This window comes from Stenotrophomonas sp. STEN009, assembly GCF_056760395.1.
In genome coordinates, this window is sequence record NZ_JBRRES010000007.1 from 42818 (window position 1) to 66051 (window position 23234).

The 23234-nt window shown below is 67.5% G+C and carries 21 protein-coding genes; 11 read left to right on the top strand and 10 right to left on the bottom strand.

What is annotated here, in order from left to right; genetic code table 11:
- Window positions 1-113 precede the first annotated feature (113 nt).
- The 4 genes from ACVOMM_RS04980 (at window position 114) to ACVOMM_RS04995 (ending at window position 6576) form a co-directional block, all read left to right on the top strand.
- Window positions 114-2216 carry a M13 family metallopeptidase gene (locus tag ACVOMM_RS04980; protein WP_180876129.1) on the top strand — a complete coding sequence of 701 codons (2103 nt, stop codon included), beginning with the start codon at window positions 114-116 and terminating at the stop codon, window positions 2214-2216.
- A gap of 166 nt (window positions 2217-2382) precedes the next feature.
- Window positions 2383-4389: a M13 family metallopeptidase gene (locus tag ACVOMM_RS04985; RefSeq protein WP_481525945.1), complete on the top strand. Its 2007-nt coding sequence runs from the start codon at window positions 2383-2385 to the stop codon at window positions 4387-4389.
- A gap of 121 nt (window positions 4390-4510) precedes the next feature.
- Window positions 4511-4993, top strand: a complete 483-nt coding sequence (locus tag ACVOMM_RS04990) for a VOC family protein (RefSeq protein ID WP_065181841.1) — start codon at window positions 4511-4513, stop codon at window positions 4991-4993.
- On the top strand, window positions 4990-6576 hold the full coding sequence (locus tag ACVOMM_RS04995; protein WP_481525946.1) for a phytoene desaturase family protein: 1587 nt from the start codon (window positions 4990-4992) through the stop codon (window positions 6574-6576). The genes ACVOMM_RS04990 and ACVOMM_RS04995 overlap by 4 nt, the downstream gene beginning before the upstream one ends.
- 49 nt (window positions 6577-6625) lie before the next feature.
- Here the strand turns inward: ACVOMM_RS04995 and ACVOMM_RS05000 are convergent, their stop codons facing one another.
- The 7 genes from ACVOMM_RS05000 to ACVOMM_RS05030 all read right to left on the bottom strand — a co-directional run bounded on the left by ACVOMM_RS05000 (window position 6626) and on the right by ACVOMM_RS05030 (window position 13169).
- Entirely contained in the window at window positions 6626-7300 is a 675-nt protein-coding gene (locus ACVOMM_RS05000) for a rhomboid family intramembrane serine protease (RefSeq protein WP_053516819.1), read from the bottom strand.
- Window positions 7301-7393: 93 nt separating this feature from the next.
- Window positions 7394-7822: an MGMT family protein gene (locus ACVOMM_RS05005; protein WP_229765798.1), complete on the bottom strand. Its 429-nt coding sequence runs from the start codon at window positions 7820-7822 to the stop codon at window positions 7394-7396.
- A complete protein-coding gene (locus ACVOMM_RS05010; RefSeq protein WP_164152020.1) occupies window positions 7729-8649 on the bottom strand; it encodes a DMT family transporter in 921 nt (306 codons plus the stop codon). Before ACVOMM_RS05010 ends, ACVOMM_RS05005 begins: the two co-directional genes overlap by 94 nt.
- 84 nt (window positions 8650-8733) lie before the next feature.
- Window positions 8734-10092 (bottom strand): glutathione-disulfide reductase, encoded by a 1359-nt coding sequence (gene gorA / locus ACVOMM_RS05015; RefSeq protein ID WP_164152018.1) that lies wholly within the window; start codon window positions 10090-10092, stop codon window positions 8734-8736.
- Entirely contained in the window at window positions 10089-11339 is a 1251-nt protein-coding gene (locus ACVOMM_RS05020) for an NAD(P)/FAD-dependent oxidoreductase (RefSeq protein WP_065174883.1), read from the bottom strand. Before ACVOMM_RS05020 ends, gorA begins: the two co-directional genes overlap by 4 nt.
- Window positions 11340-11342: 3 nt before the next feature.
- Entirely contained in the window at window positions 11343-12587 is a 1245-nt protein-coding gene (locus ACVOMM_RS05025; protein ID WP_481525947.1) for a DUF418 domain-containing protein, read from the bottom strand.
- Between the two features lie 99 nt (window positions 12588-12686).
- A complete protein-coding gene (locus ACVOMM_RS05030) occupies window positions 12687-13169 on the bottom strand; it encodes an FKBP-type peptidyl-prolyl cis-trans isomerase (protein WP_053516805.1) in 483 nt (160 codons plus the stop codon).
- A gap of 111 nt (window positions 13170-13280) precedes the next feature.
- On the opposite strand from ACVOMM_RS05030, the gene ACVOMM_RS05035 reads away from it, so the two are divergent.
- Both ACVOMM_RS05035 and ACVOMM_RS05040 read left to right on the top strand, forming a co-directional pair.
- Window positions 13281-13820, top strand: coding sequence for a C40 family peptidase (locus ACVOMM_RS05035; RefSeq protein WP_053516860.1), 540 nt, complete (start codon window positions 13281-13283; stop codon window positions 13818-13820).
- Window positions 13821-13951: 131 nt separating this feature from the next.
- Entirely contained in the window at window positions 13952-14725 is a 774-nt protein-coding gene (locus ACVOMM_RS05040; protein WP_065181835.1) for a C40 family peptidase, read from the top strand.
- Window positions 14726-14907: 182 nt separating this feature from the next.
- Here the strand turns inward: ACVOMM_RS05040 and ACVOMM_RS05045 are convergent, their stop codons facing one another.
- Window positions 14908-16242 carry a dicarboxylate/amino acid:cation symporter gene (locus ACVOMM_RS05045; RefSeq protein ID WP_065181834.1) on the bottom strand — a complete coding sequence of 445 codons (1335 nt, stop codon included), beginning with the start codon at window positions 16240-16242 and terminating at the stop codon, window positions 14908-14910.
- Window positions 16243-16397: 155 nt separating this feature from the next.
- Here ACVOMM_RS05045 and ACVOMM_RS05050 point away from each other — a divergent pair, with 155 nt between their 5' ends.
- The 4 genes from ACVOMM_RS05050 to ACVOMM_RS05065 all read left to right on the top strand — a co-directional run bounded on the left by ACVOMM_RS05050 (window position 16398) and on the right by ACVOMM_RS05065 (window position 20657).
- The gene (locus ACVOMM_RS05050) at window positions 16398-18104 is read left to right on the top strand and encodes an alkaline phosphatase (RefSeq protein WP_053516800.1); all 1707 of its coding nucleotides are present in this window, start codon (window positions 16398-16400) and stop codon (window positions 18102-18104) included.
- 101 nt (window positions 18105-18205) lie between these two features.
- The gene (gene tilS / locus ACVOMM_RS05055) at window positions 18206-19492 is read left to right on the top strand and encodes a tRNA lysidine(34) synthetase TilS (protein ID WP_197572518.1); all 1287 of its coding nucleotides are present in this window, start codon (window positions 18206-18208) and stop codon (window positions 19490-19492) included.
- A 36-nt stretch (window positions 19493-19528) separates the two neighbouring features.
- Window positions 19529-19789, top strand: a complete 261-nt coding sequence (locus ACVOMM_RS05060) for an exodeoxyribonuclease VII small subunit (RefSeq protein ID WP_481525948.1) — start codon at window positions 19529-19531, stop codon at window positions 19787-19789.
- On the top strand, window positions 19779-20657 hold the full coding sequence (locus ACVOMM_RS05065) for a polyprenyl synthetase family protein (protein ID WP_053516794.1): 879 nt from the start codon (window positions 19779-19781) through the stop codon (window positions 20655-20657). Before ACVOMM_RS05060 ends, ACVOMM_RS05065 begins: the two co-directional genes overlap by 11 nt.
- A gap of 62 nt (window positions 20658-20719) precedes the next feature.
- On the opposite strand, the gene ACVOMM_RS05070 is transcribed toward ACVOMM_RS05065, so the two are convergent.
- Window positions 20720-21094 carry a DUF4870 domain-containing protein gene (locus ACVOMM_RS05070; RefSeq protein WP_053516791.1) on the bottom strand — a complete coding sequence of 125 codons (375 nt, stop codon included), beginning with the start codon at window positions 21092-21094 and terminating at the stop codon, window positions 20720-20722.
- Window positions 21095-21181: 87 nt separating this feature from the next.
- On the bottom strand, window positions 21182-22549 hold the full coding sequence (gene pmbA / locus ACVOMM_RS05075) for a metalloprotease PmbA (RefSeq protein ID WP_065174875.1): 1368 nt from the start codon (window positions 22547-22549) through the stop codon (window positions 21182-21184).
- Window positions 22550-22616: 67 nt separating this feature from the next.
- On the opposite strand from pmbA, the gene yjgA reads away from it, so the two are divergent.
- Window positions 22617-23207, top strand: coding sequence for a ribosome biogenesis factor YjgA (gene yjgA, locus ACVOMM_RS05080; RefSeq protein ID WP_065181832.1), 591 nt, complete (start codon window positions 22617-22619; stop codon window positions 23205-23207).
- Window positions 23208-23234: the final 27 nt, after the last annotated feature.

Consider the following 23234-nt stretch of genomic DNA (forward strand, 5'->3'; position numbering starts at 1 on the left):
CCCGCCCATGACCTTCGACACCCTTGCGGGGTAGGCTGGCGGCGTATCGTTCGGCCCACGGCCGTCCCCGCGGCTCTTCCCTGACTCACTCGGCCTGGAGGCCAAACATAGTGATCACGCGTACTCCCAAGATCGTGCTGCTCAGCCTGGCCGTGTCGGCCGTGCTGGCCGGCTGTGGCAAGAACGAAACCCCGGCCAAGGAGGCCGCCGCGCCTGCCCCGGCCGCCGCCGAAGCCACCACCTACACCCTGGATGAGAGCAAGCTGCCGGCCTATAACGCCTTCCAGCCCAGCGATCTGGACACCAACCTGGACGCCTGCACCGCATTCGGCGACTACGTCAACAGCAAGTGGCTGGCCGCCAACGAGATTCCCGGCGACCGCACCAGCTGGGGCGCGTTCACCATCCTCGACGAGCGTTCGGTGGCAGTGCAGCACCAGCTGGCCGAGCAGGTCGCGCAGGTCAAGAACCCGAGCCACATCGAGAAGATCGTCGGCGACCTGTGGGCCACCGGCATGGATGAGGCCAAGATCAACGCCCAGGGCATCGAGCCGCTGAAGGCCGACCTGGCCGCCATCGACGGCCTGCAGGACAAGGCCGCCATCGCCGACTACCTGCGCACCAGCGCAGCCAAGGGCGAGAACGTGCTGTTCGGCTTCGGCGCCGAGGCCGACTTCAAGAACTCGACCATGAACCTGGCCTACGCCAGCCAGGGCGGCCTGGGCCTGCCTGACAGCACGTACTACACCGACGCCAAGAACGCCGACAAGCTCAAGGCCTACCAGGCGCACGTCGCCAAGGTGCTGGAACTGTCCGGCGTCCCGGCAGCCGACGCCGCCAAGCAGGCTGAGGACGTGGTCAAGTTCGAGACCCGCCTGGCCAAGGCGTCCAAGTCGCGCGTCGAACTGTCGCGCAATGTGGAGCTGTACTACAACCCGGTCACCCTGGCTGACGCCGACAAGCTGACCCCGAACTTCAGCTGGACCGAGTTCTTCAAGTCGCAGGGCGTTGCTGCGCCGGAGAAGTTCTCGCTGGCGATGCCGGCCTTCCATGAGGAAGTGAGCAAGGCGCTGGGCGACACCGACCCGTCGGTCTGGCGCGCCTACCTGCGCTTCCACACCGTCGATGGCGCCTCGCCGTACCTGGCCGATGCCTTCGTCCAGGAGAACTACGCGTTCTACGGCAAGACCCTCAACGGCCAGAAGGAACAGAAGCCGCGTTGGAAGCGCGTGCTGGGCACCATCGAGAACGATGCCGGCGAAGCGTTCGGCCAGCTGTACGTGAAGGTTGCCTTCTCGCCGGAAGCCAAGGCGAAGATGGAAGAACTGGTGAAGAACCTGGCTGCCTCGCTGAAGGAACGCATCCAGGGCCTGAGCTGGATGAGCGAGGAAACCAAGGCCAAGGCCATCGCGAAGTGGGAAACCTTCACTCCGAAGATCGGCTACCCGGACAAGTGGCGTGACTGGTCGGGCCTGCAGACCCAGCGCGACAGCTACCTGGCCAACGTGCGTGCGGCCAACGAGTTCAACTACAAGTTCAATCTGTCCAAGATCGGCAAGCCGGTGGACAAGACCGAGTGGGGCATGACCCCGCAGACGGTCAACGCCTACTACAACCCGCTGCAGAACGAGATCGTGTTCCCGGCCGCCATCCTGCAGCCGCCGTTCTTCGATCCGAAGGCAGACGATGCGCTGAACTACGGTGGCATCGGTGCGGTGATCGGCCATGAGATGACCCATGGCTACGACGATCAGGGCGCGCGCTTCGGGCCGACCGGCAACATGGAAGACTGGTGGACGCCGGCCGACAAGAAGAACTTCGAAGGCCTGACCGGCAAGCTGGTCAAGCAGTTCGACCAGTACAAGGTTGACGGTCAGGCCGTGAACGGCCACCTGACCCTGGGCGAGAACATCGCCGACCTGGGTGGCTTGGCCACGGCCTACGATGCGCTGCAGAAGGCCTCGGCCGGCAAGGAAGATCCGAAGGTCGACGGCTTCACCCGCGATCAGCGCTTCTTCTTCAACTGGGCCACCGTGTGGCGTACCAAGTACACCCCGGAAAACGCCAAGGTCCGCCTGGCCACCGATCCGCACGCCCCGGCGCAGTTCCGCGCGATGGGCGCGCCCTCGAACCTGCCGACCTTCGCGGCCGCGTTCCAGTGCAAGGCCGGTGCACCGATGGCGCGCAGCGGCGAGCAGCAGGTGGTGATCTGGTAAGCCACGGCTGACGCCAAGGCAGACCTGCAAGGGCCCGGGATCTCCCGGGCCCTTGTTTTTGCGCGACCCGCCACGGCCGCCAGGCATACCGTGATACGTGCATGCTGCGCCCATGCGCGGCTTGCTATAGTGCGCCCGCCCTCAATCCATCATGGATTCGTTCTACATGCCCAATTTCCGTCCGCTTGCCATCGCCCTGGGCATCAGCCTGGCGACCCTGGTCCCGAGCCATGATGCGTTCGCCGCAAAGAAAAAGGCCGCCCGCGCCCCGGCCGTCAGTGCCCAGTGCAGCGACTTCTACGGCGCCACCAACGCTGGCTGGCTGAAGGCCAACCCGGTACCGCAGACCGGAGTCACCACCGCGCTGGGCCAGCTGGTCGAGCGCAGCAGGCAGCAACAGCGCGAACTGCTCGATGCGGCCATGACGTCGCCGCAGGGCAACGTGCAGAAGCTGCTGGGCGACTTCTGGGCCAGCGGCCTGGACGAGGCGGCGGTGGAAGCCGATGGCTCCAATCCGATCGCGCCGCTGCTGACCCGCATCAATGCGATCAAGAAATCCAAGGATGTGCCGGCGTCGATCGCTGCACTCCATCAGGTCGGCATCCCGGTCGCCTTCAACTTCGGTCCGGACGTCGACCTGAAGGCACTGGACCGTCATATCGGCTACTTCATGCAGGGCGGCATGGGCCTGCCGGATCCGGCGTTCTATACCCGCACCGATGCCGATACCGTGGCGCTGATGGGCCGCTACCGCACCTACGTCAAGCAGGTCCTGGCACTGACCGGTACTCCGGCAGCCAAGCTCGATGCGGAGTCGCAGGCGGTGATCGCGCTGGAAACCGAGCTGGCGCGCAATGCACAGTCGCTGGCCGGCATCAACAACCCGTTCAACAACTACGCGCCGATCTCCACCAAGGAACTCAACAGCCGCTACCGCAACCTGCAGCTGGAGGCGTTCCTGAAAGTACAGGGTGTGAACGACGATCTGGTATCGCTGTCCGACCCGGGCCTGTTCCAGCAGCTGGATGGCATGGTCACCAAGCTCAAGCCGGACCAGTGGAAGGCCTACCTGCGCTGGCGCGTGGGCGACTCGATGGCGCCGTACCTGTCCAAGGCCTACCGGGACGCCGAGTTTGAGTTCCGCGGCCGCGTACTGCGCGGGCAGACGCTGCCGCCGCAGCGCTGGGAAGCGGTGCTCGATGCCATCAATGTGGCGGCCGGTCCGATGGTCGGCCGCGAGTACGCTGCCCGCCATCTCTCGGCCGAGGACCGCCGGCAGGCGGCATGGATCGTCGACAAGGTCCGCGAGGTGCAGATCGAGGCCGTCAGGAACAGCACGTGGATGAGTGCCGAAGCCAAGGCTGAAGCACAGGCCAAGCTGGCGGCGCTGAAGATCGAGATCGGCACCCCGCTGCGCGACCTCGACTACACCGTGCAGCCGATGGGCCGGGGCTCGTTCGGTGGCAACATGCTGATCGCCTCGACCTGGCGCCATCGCGAGGAGATGAAGCGCATCGGCAAGGGCAATGCCGACCGTCGCTGGGATGTGCTGCCGCAACAGCCGTCGCTGGCCTATGACCTGGCGCAGAACCGCCTGATCGTCACTGCGGCCATCCTGCAGGGCCCGGTGTTCAACGCCAAGGCCGACAGCGCCGACAAGTTCGGCAGCTTCGGCGGCCTGGTCGGCCACGAGCTGACCCGTGCCATCGATGCCAAGGGCGCGCTGGTTGATGCCAAGGGCGAACTGCGCAGCTGGTGGACGCCGGCCGACAAGACGGCCTGGACCCTGCTCGGCAGCCGCGTGGCCGCCCAGTACGGCGCCTATGAGTTCCCGGGCGTGAAGGGCGCCAAGGTCAATGGCACGTTGACCCAGGAAGAGAACCTGGCCGACATCGCCGGCCTGGAACTGGCCTGGGCGGCCTACACCGCACAGGAGCCGAAGGCCAAGCCGGCCCAGCAGCAGGGCTTCTTCCGTGCCTGGGCCGCGTTGTGGGCGCAGCAGCTGTCGCCGAACGAAGCCGCACGCCGCCTGACCGCCGACATCCGCGCGCCGGGCATGTGGCGCACCAACGGCACGCTGGCCAACCTCCCGGCGTTCGGCGCCACCTTCAGCTGCAAGGCCGGCCAGCCGATGCAGCGCAGCGATGCCGAGCAGATCAAGGTCTGGCGCTGAGCCAGCCGTCCGTGACACGAAGGGCGCCCTCGGGCGCCCTTTTTTTTGCGCATGCAGCACGATCCGCCATTAACACGCGGCATGCTATCGCTGCGCCTTCGTCCTGCAGCGGAGCCCGACCATGGCCCACAAGAACACGATCTGCATCTGGTACGACAGCGAAGCACTCGAGGCCGCCACGTTCTACGCCGGGATCCTGCCCGACAGCGCGGTAACGGCCGTGCATCACGCACCGGGTGACTATCCGGACGGCAAGGAGGGCAACGTGCTGACGGTCGAGTTCACCGTCTGCGGCATTCCCTGCGTCGGGCTCAACGGCGGCACCGCGTTCAGGCACAGCGAAGCGTTCTCGTTCCAGATCCAGACCGAGGACCAGTCCGAGACCGACCGCCTGTGGAACGCGATCGTCGGCAACGGCGGACAGGAGAGCCAGTGCGGCTGGTGCAAGGACCGCTGGGGCATCTCATGGCAGATCAGTCCGCGCATGCTGATTGAAGCGGTGACCAGCCCGGACAAGGCCTTGGCCAAGCGCGCCTTCAACGCGATGATGCCGATGAAGAAGATCGACATCGCCACCATCGAAGCGGCGATCCGCACCGCATGACCGCGTGGGATGCGGTCATCGTCGGCGGCGGCCACAATGGCCTGGTCTGCGCGGCCTATCTTGCCCGTGCCGGCAGGAAAGTACTGGTGCTCGAACGCCGTGGCGTGCTCGGCGGCGCAGCGGTCACCGAGGAATTCCATCCGGGCTTCCGCAACTCGGTCGCCTCGTACACCGTCTCGCTGCTGCAGCCTAAGGTGATCGACGAGCTGCAGCTGCACGCGCATGGCCTGCGCGTCGTCGCCCGCCCGGCCAACAATTTCCTGCCGTTGCCTGACGGCCGCTATCTGCTGTCGGCACCCGGCCGTACCCAGGCCGAGGTGGCGAAGTTCTCCGAACGGGATGCGCAGCGCCTGCCAGCCTATGAGGCGAGGCTGGAGGTCTTCGCCGACGTGCTGCGCGCCTGGGCCCTGCGCGCGCCGCCGGACCTCGGCGTCGCAGGCGGCTGGCGCGCATTGCCGGCACTGTGGCGGATGGGCCGGCTCGGCCGGGAACTGGCGGCACTGTCCCCTGCCCTGCGCCAGGAGCTGCTTGATCTGTTCACCCTGTCGGCCGCCGACTATCTGGACCGCTGGTTTGAAAGCGAGCCGATCAAGGCCTTGTTCGGATTCGATGGCATCGTCGGCAACTACGCCAGTCCGTACACGCCCGGCAGTGCCTACGTCCTGCTGCACCACGTGTTCGGCCAATGCAACGGAGTGAAGGGCGCCTGGGGCCATGCGATCGGTGGCATGGGCGCGATCAGCCAGGCCATCGCTGCATCGGCGCGCGCGGCCGGCGCAGAACTGCGCGTGGATGCCGGCGTAAAGCGGCTGCTGGTCGAGCACGGACGCGCGGTGGGCGTTGAGCTGGCCGGCGGGGACGTACTGCGCGCGCGCGTGGTGGTGGCCAACGTCAATCCAAAACTGCTCTACGAGCAGTTGCTGGAACCGGAGCAGGTGCCCGCGGCGACGCGCGAACGCATGGCGCAGTGGCGCTGCGGTTCGGGCACCTTCCGGATGAACGTGGCGCTGTCGCGGCTGCCGGACTTCCACGCCCTGCCCGGCGCCGGTGAGCACCTCAGTGCCGGCATCATCATGGCGCCCAGCCTCGACTACATGGACCGCGCGTGGCTGGATGCACGGCGCGACGGCTGGTCGCGCGAGCCGATCGTGGAGATGCTGATTCCCAGCACGCTGGACGATTCGCTGGCGCCGCCGGGCCAGCACGTCGCCAGCCTGTTCTGCCAGCATGTGGCACCGGTCCTGCCCGGGGGTAGGCATTGGGACGCACATCGCGATACCGTCGCCGACCTGATGATCGCCACCGTCGATCGGTATGCGCCCGGCTTCGCCGACAGCGTGCTCGGTCGGCAAGTGCTGTCACCGCTGGATCTGGAGCGGACGTTCGGCCTGGTGGGCGGCGATATCTTCCACGGTGCGCTCAGTCCCAACCAGCTGTTCTCGGCGCGGCCGATGATCGGCCAGGCCGGCTACTGCGGTGCCCTGCCCGGGCTTTACCTGTGTGGTTCAGGCACGCATCCCGGCGGCGGCGTGACCGGCGCGCCGGGCCACAATGCCGCGCAGGTGATCCTGCAGGATCTGTAGGGGTGTGCCAACCACGGTTGGCACCTGCTGCATCAAATGACCCTGCGGATCATTTGACGCTGCGCAGATGATTCGGACGGTTCGGCGGGCCGGGGGGACGGCGCTTGTTGAACGGTGGCTGGCCGCGCCAGTAGCGGATCAGCAGCCAGCCGAACAACATGCCACCCAGGTGCGCGAAGTGCGCCACGCCCGGCTGCCAGCCGGTCATGCCCAGCACCAGTTCACCGACACCGAACAGGATCACGAACGTGCGCGCCTTCATCGGAATCGGTGGGAACAGCAGCATCACCCGCTGGTTCGGGAACAACATGCCGTACGCCAGCAGCAGGCCGAACACACCACCGGACGCGCCCAGCACCGTGGCCGGATTCTCCAGCAGCGTCCCCACCAGCAGCTGGCAGACGCCGGCGCCGGCCACGCACACCAGGTAGTAGAGCAGGAAGCGCTTCTCGCCCCAGGTCTGTTCCAGCGGCGCACCGAACATGAAAACGGCCAGCATGTTGAAGAACAGGTGGCCGAAGCTGCCGTGCAGGAAGCCGTAGGTCAGCAGCTGCCACGGCTGGAAGTTGCCACCCGGGGAGAACGCATCGAAGCCCTGCTGCAGCGGCTGCAGCATGAACGGCTCGAAGGTCTGGTTGCCGAGCAGGAACGGCTGCTGCAACAGGAACAGAATCGCGTTGGCGATCAGCAGGGCCTTGGTGACGGTTGGCAGTCGCGGGAACATGGGGACACCGGCATGGAACGGTCTCCATCATAGCCGCACCGTCGTGTCGTGTCGGCGACTGCCGCGTGCGGCCCGTTCAGACCCCGGTCGCGCTCAGCCCGGTCCCCACACGGCGGCATCCAGCGCCGCCGCCGGGTCGGACGCCGGCATCCGCACTCGGCCGTTCTCCACCACCACGCCTTCCGCGCGCAGCCGCTGCGACTGTTCCCGCCAGCCCGCCGACCCCTCCGCCATGGCGATGCGCCCGTCAGAGCGCAGCACGCGGTGCCAGGGCAGTGTCGGGTCATCGTTCTGGCCGAGAATGCGTGCCGTCAAGCGTGCCCGCCCCGGCAGGCCCGCGCGCATCGCCACCTGTCCATAGCCCATCACCTGTCCCGGCGGGATCGCGTGGATCACCGCCAGGATGCGCGCGCGCGCCTGGTCCGGCGTCAGCGGCGCAGACGCGTCACCAGCAGCACGCCGAGCAGGACCAGCACGGTGCCGGCGATCTGCGCCGGCCCCATCGGTTCGTCGAGCAGCCATAGGCTCATCACGATGGTGGAAACAGGCCCCAGCATACCGACCTGCGCTGCCAGCGAGGAACCCACGCGCTGCACCGCCAGCATGATCGCCAGCACCGGCAGCACGGTGCAGACCGTGGCGTTGGCCAGCGACAGCCACTGCACCGGTGCAGGTGCCTGCCACAGCAGTGGCAGCGGATGGGTGATGGCGAAATGCAGCAGCACCAGACCGCTGGCCACGCAGCTGGCATAGGCGGTCAGGCGCACCGCGCCGATCCGTGCCACCACCTGGCCGCTGCCGAACAGGTACAGCGCATAGCTGAGCGCGCTGCCCAGCACCAGCAGGCTGCCGACGATGATCTGCCCGCCCTCCCGCTGCAGATCGTGGCCGAACGCCAGCAGCACCCCCAGGTAGCTCAGCACCAGCGCGACGACCTGCCAGCGCCCTGGCCGCTGCCGCGCCAGCAGCACGTTGATCAGCAGCACCAGCGTCGGGTTGAGGTAGAGGATCAATCGTTCCAGCGTGACGCTGATGTACTGCAGACCCTGGAAATCCAGCAGGCTGGACAGGTAGTAGCCGGTGAACCCCAGCCACAGCACGCGCGCCCGGTCTGCCCATGACAGCGGCTCGACACGGCGCGAAGCCCACACCGCCATCAGTGCGAACAGGGGCAGTGCCATCAGCATGCGCAGCGCCAGCAGCGTGGTCGCATCGACACCGTGGCGCAGGCCGAGCTTGACGATCACTGCCTTGCCGGATGCGGCAACGGCGCCGATCGCCGCCAGGCCGATTCCCCCCAGGGCGATGCGTGGGGATGCGGTAGCGATGCGCGGGGAGGAGCTTGACATGGGAACAGCGGCGGGCCGCGCAGGGCGGCCCGGGGGTGCGTGTGGACGCCCATTGTCGCATGGCCCGACGCGGCAACCGCAGCGTCAGCGCATCAGCACCACTTCCTCTGCGGAGGTCGGGTGGATCGCCACCGTGTCATCGAACTGGGCCTTGGTCGCTCCCATCTTCACCGCCACCGCGAAGCCCTGCAGGATCTCGTCCGCGGCCTCGCCCAGCAGGTGCACCCCCACCACGCGCTCTTCCGGCCCGGCGCAGACCATCTTGAACAGGCTGCGCTGGGTACCGTTGGCCAGTGCCTGCAGCATCGGCCGGAAACGGCTGTGATAGACCGTCACCTGCTCGAAGCAGGCACGCGCCTCCTCCTCACCCATGCCCACCGCCCCCAGCGGCGGATGCGAAAACACCACGCTGGCCACATTCTCATAGTCCATCTTCGACTGTGGGCGGCCACCGAACAGACGGTCCATCAGCCGACGCGATGCAGCCACCGCCACCGGGGTCAGGCCCACCTTGCCCGCGATATCCCCCACGGCATGGATGCTGGGTACCGCCGTGGTCTGCCATTCATCCACCTGCACCTGCTCGTGCTCGCCGATGTCGATGCCCAGCGCCTCCAGGCCCAGGCCCCGGCTGTTGCCACGGCGGCCGGTGGCGAAGAACACCGCGTCGAACACGCTGTCCATGGGGCCATCATGGCCGAAGGCGCGGACGCGCTCACCGTCGCGCTGCAGTTCGCGCAGGCGGTAATCAAAGTAGATGCGCACGCCCTGCTGGCGGAGGTTTTCCGCCAGCTGACCGGTCAGCTCGTAGTCGAAGCGTTCCAGCAGGCGCTTGCCGCGTACCAGCAGGCTCACCCGGCTGCCCAGCGCCTGCAGCAGCCCGGCCAGCTCCACCGCGATGTAGCCGCCGCCGATGATCGCGACCTCGGCCGGGGCAGCACGCAACTCGAAGAAGTCGTCGGATACCAGGCCCAGCTCCGCGCCGGGGATGTCCGGACGCTGCGGGTGCGCTCCGGTGGCGATCAGGATGTGGTCGGCGGTGTAGCGCACGCCGTCGCTGCAGGCCACCGTGTGCGCGTCGAGCAGGTGGCCGCGCGCCGGAATGCGGACCACGCCGGTTTCATCCAGACGCTTGTGGTAGCTGGTATGGATGTTGCTGATATAGGCCTGGCGATGGATCACCAGTTCCTTCCACGACAGTGCCGGTCGTGGCGGCACATCGAAGCCCATCGCGCTTGCCAGGCCGATACGCTCGTGCAGATCGGCGGCCAGCCACATCGCCTTCTTCGGTACGCAGCCAACATTGACGCAGGTCCCGCCCAGTTCACCGGGTTCCAGCAGCGCCACGCGCTTGCCGTACTGCGCGGCGCGGATGGCGCCGGCCAGGCCGGCAGAGCCGCCGCCAAGGACGATCAGGTCGTAATCATGGGAAGCCGTGTTCATCGGAATCGCTCGGGTCGGTAAGGGGCAGGATCGATCGCTGGCGTGCGGCCACAGACGAGATCGGCGATCAGCTGGCCGGTGCCGGCGCTCATGCTGATGCCGAGCATGCCATGCCCTGCCGCAAGCCAGACGTGAGGATGGGCAGGCGCGCGGCCGATCAACGGTACATCGTCCACGCTCATCGGACGCCAGCCGCACCACTGCTCCTGCAGCTGCGCGCCACGAGGCATGCGCAGGTGGCGATCAGCGGCCAGCTGCAACGCCTGCAGGCGCTGCGCACGCAGCTGCGGGTCGGCACCGGCGAATTCCATCGTGCCCCCCAGTCGCAGCGCGTCGCGCCAGGCGATCACGAACACGGAGTGATCTTTCAGCACCGCCGGACGGGCCGGCACCAGCGGCGGGCGTGACCAGGTCAGCGAGTACCCCTTGCCGGGCTGGATCGGCACCCGCAGGTCGAGCAGCCGTGCCCATCGCGGCGACCACGGGCCGGTGGCCAGCACCAGTTCGCGCGCGCGCAGCGTGCGTCCGCCGGCCTGTACCCGGACCCCGTGTACGTCGCCGCTGAAGCCCTGCATCTCGACCTGCTCGTCGATCTCGACGCCCTGCGCACGCAGTACCCGCGCCAGCTCCGCAGTGAAACGGTCCGGGCGCAGCTGCGCGTCGCCGGGGAAATGGATCGCACCGGCAAGCCGATCATGGAACGCCGGATTGTCGCGTGCGTAGTGGCCGCCATCGATGCAGCGGGTCGCAATGCCGTGCGCATCCAGCGCCTCGCACTGGGCGATGTGCTGATCGAAGCTGCGTGCATCACCGAACACGTAATCCAGGCCGCGCGTCTCGAATTCACAGTCAAGCCCATGGGTTCCCACCCATTCGGCCAGGCGCACGCGGGAATCATTCAACAGCGCAGCGCGCGCGCGCGTGGCCTGCAGCCAATGCCGCGCATTGCAGCGCGCGCTGAACTGCAGCAGCCAGCGCCACAGCGCGGGATCGAGGCGGCTGCGCACATACAGCGGCGCACGTGGGTCGAGCATCCAGCGCAACGCACGCAGCGGCACACCCGGCGCGGCCAGGGGCGGTGCATGACTGGGCGTGACGGTGCCGCAATTACCGTACGACGTCGCTGCGCCCACGCGGCCACGATCGATCACCCGTACCTGCCGTCCCTGTCCGCACAACGCCAGCGCAGTCGCCAGGCCGATGGCACCGGCACCGATCACGATCACGTCATCGCGCGCCCCCTGCATCGGTCAGCCCCTTCCAGCCTCGCGGCGCATCGGCGGCCACTGGCGATAGGTCATCGCCCGCCACAGCCACTCCATCGGTCCGAAGCGGAAGCGGCGCAGCCAGGCATGGGAAAGCGCGACCTGCGCGGCGAACAGCAGCACAGCGAAGAGCAGCTGCACGCCGCGCGGCATCACGCCGAAATAGCCCAGGCCATGGTGGTAGAACACCCAGGTGCACAACAGCGACTGCCCCAGGTAGTGGGTCAGCGCCATCCGGCCGACCGGCGCCAGCCAGCCCAGCCGCGCGCGCCACTGCACGATCCAGGCGAGGTAGCCCAGGCACATCGGCAGCGCGCCGATCATCACCAGCGCCATCGCCGAGGTCACACCAAGGTCGTAGGCACCGGGTGCCAGGTAGGGTTTCCAGGCCACACCCAGCACGGTGACCAGCAGGCCCAGCGGCAAGGCGACCCAGCGCAGCGCCGCGAACAGGCGCGGATGGCGTTCCGGCGCGGCCAGCGCGCCACTGCCGGCCAGTCCACTGCCGATCAGGAACATGCCCAGTACCGCCGGGCCGGTGATCAGCAGCGCCCCCATCGACGAACCAAACTCATGCAGGCGCTGGATGCAGGCCTGGATCCAGTTGCCGTGTCCGTAGACCATGCGCTCCCGGGCGATGCTCTGCTGTGCGTCGACCAGCATCTGCTGCGCGTCTTGCGGCGTCGCCAGTGAAACCATGGCACCGAGCAGCATCATCATCGCCGCGCCACCGAGGTAGACGATGACGCCCATCCACGGCAGCCAGCTGCGCGGTGCCTCGCGGCACGCCAGCAGGGGCAGCGACGCCAGCGCGTAGAGCACCAGGATGTCGCCGGACCAGACCAGCAGCGCGTGGCACAGGCCGATCAGCATGAGCCCGGCGCTGCGGCGCAGATAGAACGGAGTGAACTCGCGGCCGGCGGTCTCGGCGCGCTGTACCATCACTGCGAATCCGGCGCCGAACAGCAGCGAGAACAGGGTGAAGAACTTGCCCTGCACGAACACATAGACGAAGGCGTCGGCCCAGTAATCGATCCCCTGCCAACGCACGTCGATACCAGTGAATGCCAGGTCCAGCGGTCCGCTGAAGGCCTCCATGTTCATCAGCAGGATGCCCAGCAACGCGGCCCCGCGCAGTATGTCCAGCACGGCGATGCGGTCGCCGGAGGCGACCGGCTGCAGGGAAGACGAAGCGCTGTTCACAGGACATCCGGCGGGCAGGTCCTTCATTATGCAGCCCGCCTGCGCGCCGTGGACGAGCGCGCGGTGTTCCAGACATGCAACGGCCCGCCGAAGCGGGCCGTTGCTGCCGTCACGATCGCAGGGCGATCAGTGCGCGTGACCGCCGTCGCCGTGAACGTGGCCGTGCTCGATCTCTTCCTTGCCGGCTTCGCGGACGTCGACGATTTCCACGTCGAAGTGCAGGTCCTTGCCGGCCATCGGATGGTTGAGATCGACGTCGACCACGCTCATGCCGACCTTCTGCACGGTCACCGCACGCGGGCCGAAGTTGGTCTGCAGCACGACCTGCTGGCCCGGCGCCAGCTTGGTATTGCCGAAGTGCTTCTTCGGCACGCGCTGGGACAGGCCTTCGCGGCGCTCGCCATAGGCGTCGGCCGCCGTGACGTCGACACTGAAGGTGGCGCCGGCTTCCTTGTCCATCATGGCGTTTTCCAGGCCCGGGATGATGTTGCCGTGACCGATCAGGATCGCCAGCGGCTCGCCGCGGTCCTTGGACGATTCGATCGGCTCCTGGCCGACTTCGGAAACGGTGTAGTGGAAGCGGACAACGCGGTCTTTTTCGATCTTCATGCGCGACTCTGTCTGGTTCTGCCGGAGGCAGACGGGTTGGGGCGGGTTGTCGCCCGGCGGGGACGCCGCCATCATGACGGCCAATCCAAGGTGGCGCATTATCCGGAGAACATGCACATCACGCCAGTTTCGTCCGGCCCGCGCCGGCTGTCCGTGCCCGCCCTGCTGCTGGTCCTGCCCCTGCTGCTGACCGCCTGCGGCGGCGGCAAGGCCACCCGGACGGCGGCGCCCCCGCCGTCGGCGCACTGGCCGGCGACCACCCCGGACAATCCCGAGGCCGCCAATTCAGTACTGATGCGTGCCATCAGCCTGGTCGGCACGCCCTACCGTTACGGCGGCAACACCCCCGAATCGGGCTTCGACTGCAGCGGCCTGGTCGCCTATGTCTACCGCGAGATGCTGGATCTGAAGCTGCCGCGCACCTCGCGCGACCTGGCCGCCGTACAGGGCCCGAGGATCGATCCGAAGCGTCTGGCCACGGGTGACCTGGTGTTCTTCGGCAGCCGCGGCAACGTCACCCATGTCGGCATCTATGTCGGCGAGGGGCGCTTCGTGCACGCCCCCAGCACCGGCGGCACGGTGCGCCTGGACTCGCTCAGCGGGCCCTACTGGAAGGACCACTACACAGGGGCCAAACGCGTCCTTCGCTAAAATGAACAGGCGACATGTTCAAAATTGAGAATTACGTCACAGTGGAAATAACGGTTTTATAACGGAATTTTTAACTTATCAGTGCTTTTACAGGGCATGATGCCCCATCGTTTTTTTTCTGTGACCGACGCGTGACGACTGACGACCTGACGTGCAAAGGCCAGACCGCCGCTTCTCCGCGTAGTGTCCGCCCTGTTCTTCTGGGCTTGGCACTGTGCCTGACCAGCCTCCCCGCCTGGTCGCAGACCGTTCCCTCACGCGCCGACGCTGCTCCGGTCCCGGCGACCGACAATGGCGTACGTGTGACGGGCAAGACCGACGCTGCGGCCCCCCAGCGCAGCCGCACCGATGCAGCCGCCAGTGCCACGCTGGCCGCCCTGCTGCCGCACTTGGCCGCCAACGACACCATTCCGCTGATGGACCGCTCGGCCATGGTCGCCGGCGATCTGAGCCGCCTGCTCGCCAACTACGACACCAGCAACGCTGCCAATGGCAGCGTTGTCGGCAGCGCCGCCGACAATGGCAAGGTGCAGTCGCTGCTGCGGCGGGCGATGACCCTGCTCGGCACCCCCTATCGCTGGGGTGGCAGCAATCCGGACAGCGGCTTCGACTGCAGCGGCCTGGTCGGCTACGTCTTCCGTTCGGCGCTGGGCATCGAACTTCCGCGCGTCTCCCGCGAGATGGCACACGACAACAACGCCGAGCTGATCAACGACCGTGCCGCCCTGGCCGCGGGTGACCTGGTGTTCTTCGGTCGCAAGGGCCGGGTCGACCACGTCGGCATCTATGTGGGTGACGGCCGCTTCCTGCATGCCCCGAGCGCAGGCAAGGATGTCCGGGTGGACACCCTGCTCAGCGGCTACTGGGGCAACAAGTTCATGCAGGCGCGCCGCGTCGAGCTCTGACGCCGCCTTTCCAGGCACCGCCTGATAGCTGAAAGCCGCTGCCCTGCAGCGGCTTTTTCGTTGCCCGCGGAATGCCTGGGATGCGTCTTCCCTTCCCTGGCCCGGCGGGCACGCCCACAACGAAAAGGCCCGCCAGTCCGGCGGGCCTTCATCTCTCGCATGACAGGCCGCTGCGCGGCGTCTCAGCTGCGTGGCGGCGTAGGGTCCGGGTCATCCACGCCCACGTTGCTGGAGGGATTGTCGTACACCGACTGGTCGAGCAGGCCGGTCTCCTTGGCCACCAGCACCGGCACCAGCATCTGACCGGTCACGTTGGTCATGGTGCGCATCATGTCCAGGATACGGTCGATGGCATACAGGTAACCGATGGTCTCCAGCGGCAGATTGGCGGCACTGAGCACCACGGTGGCCATGATCACGGCCGTACCCGGCACACCGGCAGTACCGAAGCTGCCCAGCACCGAGGCGATCAGCACCACCACGTACTGCTCCGGTGTCAAAGGCACGCCGCTGTACTGGGCGATGAAGACCGCGCACAACGCGGGGTAGATCGCGCCGCAGCCGTCCATCTTGATGCTCGCACCCAGTGGCACCGCGAATGCACCGTAGTCCTTGTTGACGCCCAGGTTGTGGGTGATCGAACGCAGCGCCACCGGCATCGCGGCGAAGCTGGAGGAGCTGACGAAGGCGACCTGCATGCCTGGCGCCGCGCCGCGGAAGAACTTCAGCGGATTCAGCCCGTGCGCCAGCAGCAGCGCGCTGTAGACGACCACGATGTGCAACGCACAGGCCACGTACAGGGCCAGCACGAAATGCCCCAGCGGCAGCAGCTTTTCGAAACCGTAACTGCCCACCAGGCCGGCAATCAGGCCGAAGGTACCGATCGGGGTGACTTCCAGCACGAAGCGGGTCACCTGGATCATGATGTCGCTCATCTGGCCGACCAGCTTCCGCGCCTCGGTCACCTTCTCGCCCAGCTTGACGATGGCAAAGCCCACCAGGCCGGCGAAGAAGATCACCGGCAGGATCGAGCCCCTGCCAGCGGCCAGCACGGTCTCGCCGGCGGCATTGACGCGGGTGCCGATGCCGGACAGTGCATAGAAGACGTTGGCCGGCACCACATCCAGCAGCACCTGTACCACGCTGGGAACCTCGCGCGGTACATAGTTGCTGGCCATGGACAGCTGCAGGCCACCAGCACCGGGCTGCAGCACGGTGCCCACGCCCAGGCCCACGCACACCGCCAACGCCGCGGTAATCACGAACCACAGGAAGGTGCGGCCACTGAGCGCTGCAACCGACTTCTGGCCATGCAGTGACGAGATCGCGTTGATGACCGCGAAGAACACCAGCGGCACCGCGATCATCTTGATCAGGGTGACATACAGCTCACCGAGCGGACCGAACCACGTTTCCGCAGCGGGGCCGAGCGCCCAGCCGGCCAGCGCACCAAGCACGAAGCCGCCGACCACGCGCTGCCAGAATGGAATCCGCAGCCAGGCAGAGACCAGCGTCATAGGCAATCCAGAGGGGGAAGGAAGGGATGCTGGCACGATAGCCCAAGGCGGCCCGCAGAACGACCGTCCGCCCGGCAAATCAGTGTGTCATCGGCGTGCCTTGCGAGGGCGGGCATAATGAACGTCCCGTTACAGTTTGTGAGATCCCAGCGTCCATGCGCCGTTCCGTCTCCCTGTTGGCCACGTGTGCCACCACCCTGCTGCTCGGCGCCTGCGCCAGCACCACCCCCGCTTCCGCGCCGGCAGGCCTGAAGGTCGCCGTCGAGCCGGTTGCACACCCGGCCGGCGAGACGCCGCAATGGTGGTACCGCAGCGGCGCCGCCCAGGCCGCCGCCAATGGCGCGATGGCCGGCAAGGCCCGGAATGTCATCCTGTTCCTCGGCGACGGCATGAGCCTGACCACCGTGGCCGCTGCGCGCATCTACGAAGGCCAGAAGAAGGGCGGATCGGGTGAAGAGAACCTGCTGTCCTGGGAACGCTTCCCCGCCACCGCGTTCAGCAAGACCTACAACACCGACTCGCAGACCCCTGATTCGGCAGGCACCATGACCGCCATCACCACCGGCGTGAAGACCCACATGGGCGCGATCGGTGTCAGCGCAGGCGCCCGCACCGATTGTGCCGACAGCCTGTCCAAGGGCCTGCTCACCTGGCTGCAGCTGGCCGACAGCGCCGGCCTGGCGACCGGCATCGTGTCCACCGCGCGCCTGACCCACGCCACCCCGGCGGCCACCTACGCGCACTCGCCGGAGCGCAACTGGGAGAATGACACCGATCTGACCGAAGCGGCCAAGGCCGCCGGCTGCAAGGACATCGCCCAGCAGCTGCTGTCCACGTCGCGCTATGGTCGCGGCCCGCTGGTCGCGCTCGGCGGTGGTCGCGGTGAATTCACCACCGTGGAAGAGCGCGATCCGGAATACGACGACAAGGTCGGCCAGCGCCTGGATGGCCGCAGCCTGGTACAGGAATGGCAGCAGGCGCATCCGCAGGGTGCCTACGTGTGGAACAGCAGGCAGCTGGCCGCCGCCGCGAATGCGCCGGCCATCCTCGGCCTGTTCGAGCCGGACCACATGCGCTACGAATACGAGCGCCCACAGGATCCGGCCGGTGAGCCAAGCCTGGCCGAGCTGACCGCTGCTGCGATCACCAATCTGTCGCGCCATCAGGAAGGTTACGTGCTGATGATCGAAGGCGCTCGCATCGACCATGCCAACCACAGCGGCAATGCCTATCGCGCACTGACCGAAACCGTGGCGATGTCCGATGCGGTGCGGGTGGCGTCGGAAATGACGTCGGCCGACGACACGCTGATCATCGTCACCGCCGACCACTCACACACCCTGAACTTCGTCGGCTACCCCGCACGCGGCAACCCGATCCTGGGCAAGGTGAAGGACAAGGGCGGTGAGGACGGCGCCGGCAAGCTGGACTACGCGCTGGACGGCAACGGCCAGCCTTACACCACCTTGAGCTACGCCAATGGACCGGGCCACACCGGCAGCACCAACCAGCAGCCGGCGGGCAGCAAGCGCTACCCGCACAACCCGAGCAGCTTCGAGCCGGCCAAGGGGCGTCCGGACCTGCATGATGTCGACACCGAGCATCCGGACTACATGCAGGAAGCGCTGGTGCCGATGAAGTCTGAATCGCATGGTGGCGAGGACGTCGGCATCTGGGCGCGCGGTCCCGGCAGCAAGGCGATCCGCGGCACGCTGGAGCAGAACACGATCTATCACATGATCGTGCAGGCAACGCCGGCGCTGCGCGATCGCCTGTGCCAGGCGGGCACCTGCGATGACAAGGGCGTACCGGTGCAGCTGCCGGCGCCCAAGGCCTTCGAACGCAGCGTCGACGGAAAGTAACGGCACGGCGGACGCAGTGTGCAGCCGGGCCATGCCCGGCTGCATCCCGCCCGTGAGTCGAAGGCGCGGCGCGACCCCGCCGATCACCCTACACTTCACCCGTGACTGCCTTCCCCGCCCTGGTTTCCCTCGATGCACCGCTGCTGGTCGGCTACAGCGGCGGCCTGGATTCGACCGTCCTGCTGCACTGGCTACGGCGCTGCACGCAGGCGGCCGGCGTGGGACTGCGCGCTGTACACGTGCATCACGGGCTGCAGCCCGACGCCGATGCCTGGGTCCAGCATTGCCAGCAGCAGTGCGCGGCCCTGGGAATCGAACTGGTCGTACACCGCGTGCAGGTCGAGACCGGCACCGGTCTGGGCCTGGAGGGTGCAGCCCGGCAGGCGCGTCGCGCTGCTTTCGTCGCCTCTCTGCGCGACGGAGAGACGCTGGCCCTGGCCCAGCATCAGGACGATCAGGCTGAAACTTTCCTGCTGCGCGCGTTGCGCGGTTCCGGTGTTGATGGCCTGGCGGCAATGAGCAGGGACAGCATGCTCGCCGGCCACCGGCTGTGGCGGCCGCTGCTGCAGGTCCCGCGCGACGCTCTGCATGACTATGCGCGGGCCCACGATCTGCACTGGATCGAAGACCCCAGCAACGACGACGCGTACGCCGACCGCAACTTCCTGCGCCTGCAGGTGCTGCCGCTGCTGCGCCAGCGCTGGCCGCACGCCGCAGCGGCCCTGGCCGGCAGTGCCGATCATTGCGCGCGCACCCGTGGCCTTCTGCAGGAAGAGGACACCGAGCTGCTCGCGCACCTGGAAGCAGCCCCGCGCGTGCTGTCCTTGCAGCTGCTGCGGCAGGTATCGCCGGAACGCGCCGCACGCGTCCTGCGCACCTGGGTGGCCAGCCATGGCGCGGCACCGCTCCCGGGGCGGGTGCTGCAGCAGATGCTCGAGGAAATGCTGCCCTCCGCTTGCGACCGGCAGGCGCAGGTGCGCTGGCAGGATCACGTCATCCAGCAATGGCGCGAGCATGCCTATCTGCTGCCGGCCGAGCTGCCTGCCCTGCCCCTGGACTGGCAGGAGGAGTGGGACGGCCGGGTGCCTCTGGCCTTGCCAGATGGCGGCCAGCTGCGCCTGCTGGGCGCCGCGATGTTCCAGCAGCCGATGCAGGTGCGTGCACGGCGTGGCGGCGAGCGCATCGTGCTGCCGGGACGCAGCCACGCACATGCCTTGAAGGACTGCCTGCAGCGTGAACATCTGGCCCCCTGGCGGCGCGCGCAGCTGCCGCTGCTGTTTGCTGACGGCAACCTGCTGGCCGCCGCCGATGTGGTGATCGCCGCACCGCTGCAGGCCTGGCTGCACGCTCACGACGCCCAGCTGCGGTGGCAGCCGGGTGGCTGGTGAATTGACCCCTGCGCGCGTGCCGTCCACACTTGCCGCATGGCCAAGAAGTCCCCCGAAAACGCCTCCCCTGTTGCCCAGTTCGAGCAGTCGCTCGAATCGCTGGAGCAGCTGGTGGAGCAGATGGAAACCGGCGAGCTGAGCCTGGAAGCCTCGCTCAGTGCTTACGAACGTGGCGTGGGCCTGTACCGCCAGTGCCAGCAGGCGCTGGAGCAGGCCGAACTGCGCGTCCGGCTGCTCAGCGATCCGGCACAGCCCGATACGGCAGAATCCTTCGATCCGCCCAGCCATGACGGCTGAGGCGGCGTTCGCGCGCTGGCGCGACCGGATCGAAAGCCTGCTCGATGCCGCCCTGCCCTCGCCGGCCGATGCACCGCAGCGGCTGCACCAGGCCATGCGCCATTCCGTCCTCGGCGGTGGCAAGCGCATGCGTCCGCTGTTGGTCTATGCCACTGGCCAGTTGTTCGGCGCTCAACCGGAAAGGCTCGACGCGGCCGCGATGGCGGTGGAACTGATCCATGCCTATTCGCTAGTGCACGACGACCTGCCGGCAATGGACGACGATGCCCTGCGCCGTGGCAAACCCACCACCCACATCGCCTTCGACGAAGCCACCGCGATCCTGGCCGGCGACGCCCTGCAGACCCGCGCCTTCAGCCTGCTGGCCGAGGCACCACTGCCGGCAACACTGCGCGTGGACTGCCTGCAGGCGCTGGCACACGCCTCCGGTGCCGCCGGCATGTGCGGCGGCCAGGCGCTGGATATCGATGCCACCGGACAGCAGCAGTCGCTGGCCGCGCTGACCCGGATGCATGCGCTCAAGACCGGCGCGCTGATCCGTGCCGCGGTGCGGATGGGCGCATTGTGCGGCGATGCGCCGGAGCCGCAGCGGGTGCAGCTGGACGCATTCGCCGATGCACTCGGCCTGGCGTTCCAGGTCCGCGATGACATCCTCGATGTCGAAGCCAGCTCCGAGCAGCTGGGCAAGACGGCAGGCAAGGACCAGGCGCAGGACAAGAGTACCTTCCCCGCCCTGCTCGGCATGGAGGGAGCGAAGGCGCAGCTGCGCGAACTGGCGGCCCGCATGCAGGCTGCTCTGGCGGGCTACCACGAAGAGGCCGATGCGCTGCGCGCGCTGGCCAGGCTTGCAGTGGAGCGCGATCACTGACGTGGTGCGCAACGAAAACGCCCGGCAATGCCGGGCGTTTTCATGTCCGCATGCAGCCGGTCTTACTTGATCAGGCGCAATGCGAACGGGTAGCGATAGGCTTCGCCGTTGTTGGCCTTGACCGCGGCAATGATGCAGAACACCAGGCTGACCAGTCCGACGATCGGCATCAGGATCGCGCCGATGACCACGATGGTCAGGATGATGCAGACCACCATCGCGATGGCCACGGTGATCTGGAAGTTCAGCGCTTCCTTGGCCTGGTCGGTGACGAAGGACTTGCCGGCGTCGTCCTTGTTGATCAGCCAGATGATCAGCGCGCCGATGAAGCCGGTGAAGATGCCCAGCAGGTGCGCGGCCAGGGCCATGGTGCGCTGGTCTGCCGGGACATCGGCGGTGACCGGCGGCGGCGGCGGGACGTTATCGAATTCACTCACGACAAAACTCCTTTTCATTGGGTGGTCTTGACCCACCGGCATCAGGCCGGTTGCGTCAGGCGGCCATAGCTTACGCCATCGACGCCATCAATCATTACCGGCGATGGTCATCCGCCCCACCAGGATCGAACCGGTCCGGATGTGCGAGCGCGGATCGACATCGCTGCCCACCGCTTCGATCGCCATGAACATCTCGCGCAGGTTGCCGGCAATGGTGATGCCGTCCACCGGGTACTGGATCTCCCCGTTCTCGACACGGAAGCCACCGGCCCCCCGCGAGTAGTCACCGGTCACACCATTGACACCCTGCCCCATCAGCTCGGTCACCAGCAGGCCGCTGCCCATCTGCCGGGCGATGTCTTCCAGCGGCCCGGCGTTGGCCGCCAGCTGCAGGTTGTGCACGCCGCCGGCATTGGCCGTGGTCTGCAGGCCCAGCTTGCGGGCCGAGTAACTGCCCAGTACGTAGCGCTGCAGCACGCCATCGCGGACCAGTGCCGACGCGCGGGTCGCCACGCCATCGCCGTCGAAGGCGGCCGAGCGCAGGCCGCGGCGCAGGTGCGGCAGCTCGTCGATCTGCATCCAGTCCGGGAACAGTCGCTGCCCGGCGCTGTCCAGCAGGAAGCTGGCCTGGCGGTAAAGCGCGCCACCGGACACGGCCGACAGCAGATGGCCCACCAGACTGCGCGCCACTTCCGGGGCGAACAGCACCGGCATGCTGCCCGTAGCCAGCGAGCGCGGTTGCAGGCGGGCGACGGTACGCGCGGCGGCCTGGCGGCCGACCTGGGCCGGATCTTCCAGGTCCTGCCTGGCCAGCGCACTGGTGTACCAGCCGTCGCGCTGCATGCCATCGCCCTGGCCGGCAATCAGCGCACAACCGATCGAATGGTGGGTGCCGCGCTCACGGCCAATGAAACCGTGTGAATTGGCGTACACCGACAGGCTCTGCGAGGTGGACACCGCCGCGCCATCGGAGTTGCGGATCTGCGCGTCGGCCTCGCGCCCGGCGGCCTCGCAGGCCAGCGCCAGGTCCACCGCCTCGTCAGCCTGCAGGGCCCAGGGATGCCAGCCGTCCAGGTCGGGAAAGTCCTTGGCCATCAGGCCGGCATCGGCCAGTCCGGCGGCCGGATCATCCTCGGTGTGGCGGGCGATCGCGCAGGCCTGCTCCACGGTGGCCGACAGGCTGGCCTCGTTCAGGTCGCCGGTGCTGGCGCTGCCCTTGCGCTGGCCGAAGTACACGGTCACGGCAATGCCGCGGTCGCGGGTGGACTGTACGGTTTCCACTTCGCCCAGGCGCACATTGACCTCCAGGCCGCGGTCCTCGCTGCAGCTGACCTCGGCCTGGCTGGCCCCCAGCGCACGGGCACGCTCGAGCAGCTGCTGTGAAAGGTCGGCCAGCCGTTCCAGGCGGGCCGGGCTGTCGTCGCCGACAACCACTTCAGGGGCGATCACGTTCAATGCTTTATCCTGTACAGGTTGGGCCCGGCATCACGCCGGGCGACTTTTTTGAAAGCAGGTGTGGACGATGCGCGGACGCGACGAAGAAACCGGTGAATTCCTTGACAAGAGCCGCAAGCAGAAGCGCGGCGAAGCCCTGGAAGTCCTGGCCCTGGGTGAGAAGCTGGTGTCGCTGACCCCGGCCCAGCTGGCGCGCCTGCCGATTCCGGAGGATCTGCTGCCGCATATCGCCGAGTGCAAGCGCATCACGGCCCACATCGCCCACAAGCGGCAGCTGGCGTTCCTGGCCAAGCACATGCGCCGCGAGGAAGACGAAACCCTGGAGGCGATCCGCGATGCGCTGGACGCCAACAGCGAAACCTCGCGCCGCGAAGTGGCGATGATGCACCGCGTGGAAGACTGGCGCGAGCGCCTGCTGGACGACGGCGACAAGGCGCTGGCCGCGCTGCTGGACGAGTATCCGCAGGCGGATCGCCAGCAGCTGCGCACGCTGGTGCGCAACGCCCAGGCCGAGAAGGCGAAGAACAAGCCGCCGCGCGCCTACCGCGAGATCTACCAGGTGCTGCGCGGGCTGATGCTGCCGGCCGCGCTTGGCCTGAAGGTCGCCACCGACGACGACACCGGCGCCGATCTGGACGACGCGACCGACGAGGACTGAGTCCCCGCCGGCCGGGGCGCTGGCCGG

Excerpts from the sequence above, each read along its gene's own strand:
- ACVOMM_RS04995 (WP_481525946.1), top strand. The coding sequence starts at position 4,990 with ATGACCGCGTGGGATGCGGTCATCGTCGGCGGCGGCCACAATGGCCTG.
- ACVOMM_RS05030 (WP_053516805.1), bottom strand. The coding sequence starts at position 13,169 with ATGAAGATCGAAAAAGACCGCGTTGTCCGCTTCCACTACACCGTTTCC.
- ACVOMM_RS05065 (WP_053516794.1), top strand. The coding sequence starts at position 19,779 with ATGACGGCTGAGGCGGCGTTCGCGCGCTGGCGCGACCGGATCGAAAGC.
- ACVOMM_RS05025 (WP_481525947.1), bottom strand. The coding sequence starts at position 12,587 with ATGAAGGACCTGCCCGCCGGATGTCCTGTGAACAGCGCTTCGTCTTCC.
- ACVOMM_RS05005 (WP_229765798.1), bottom strand. The coding sequence starts at position 7,822 with ATGGCTGCTCGACGAACCGATGGGGCCGGCGCAGATCGCCGGCACCGT.
- ACVOMM_RS05020 (WP_065174883.1), bottom strand. The coding sequence starts at position 11,339 with ATGCAGGGGGCGCGCGATGACGTGATCGTGATCGGTGCCGGTGCCATC.
- gorA (WP_164152018.1), bottom strand. The coding sequence starts at position 10,092 with ATGAACACGGCTTCCCATGATTACGACCTGATCGTCCTTGGCGGCGGC.
- ACVOMM_RS05050 (WP_053516800.1), top strand. The coding sequence starts at position 16,398 with ATGCGCCGTTCCGTCTCCCTGTTGGCCACGTGTGCCACCACCCTGCTG.
- ACVOMM_RS05010 (WP_164152020.1), bottom strand. The coding sequence starts at position 8,649 with ATGTCAAGCTCCTCCCCGCGCATCGCTACCGCATCCCCACGCATCGCC.
- ACVOMM_RS05060 (WP_481525948.1), top strand. The coding sequence starts at position 19,529 with ATGGCCAAGAAGTCCCCCGAAAACGCCTCCCCTGTTGCCCAGTTCGAG.
- ACVOMM_RS05035 (WP_053516860.1), top strand. The coding sequence starts at position 13,281 with ATGCACATCACGCCAGTTTCGTCCGGCCCGCGCCGGCTGTCCGTGCCC.
- ACVOMM_RS04985 (WP_481525945.1), top strand. The coding sequence starts at position 2,383 with ATGCCCAATTTCCGTCCGCTTGCCATCGCCCTGGGCATCAGCCTGGCG.
- yjgA (WP_065181832.1), top strand. The coding sequence starts at position 22,617 with ATGCGCGGACGCGACGAAGAAACCGGTGAATTCCTTGACAAGAGCCGC.
- ACVOMM_RS05045 (WP_065181834.1), bottom strand. The coding sequence starts at position 16,242 with ATGACGCTGGTCTCTGCCTGGCTGCGGATTCCATTCTGGCAGCGCGTG.
- ACVOMM_RS04990 (WP_065181841.1), top strand. The coding sequence starts at position 4,511 with ATGGCCCACAAGAACACGATCTGCATCTGGTACGACAGCGAAGCACTC.
- ACVOMM_RS05000 (WP_053516819.1), bottom strand. The coding sequence starts at position 7,300 with ATGTTCCCGCGACTGCCAACCGTCACCAAGGCCCTGCTGATCGCCAAC.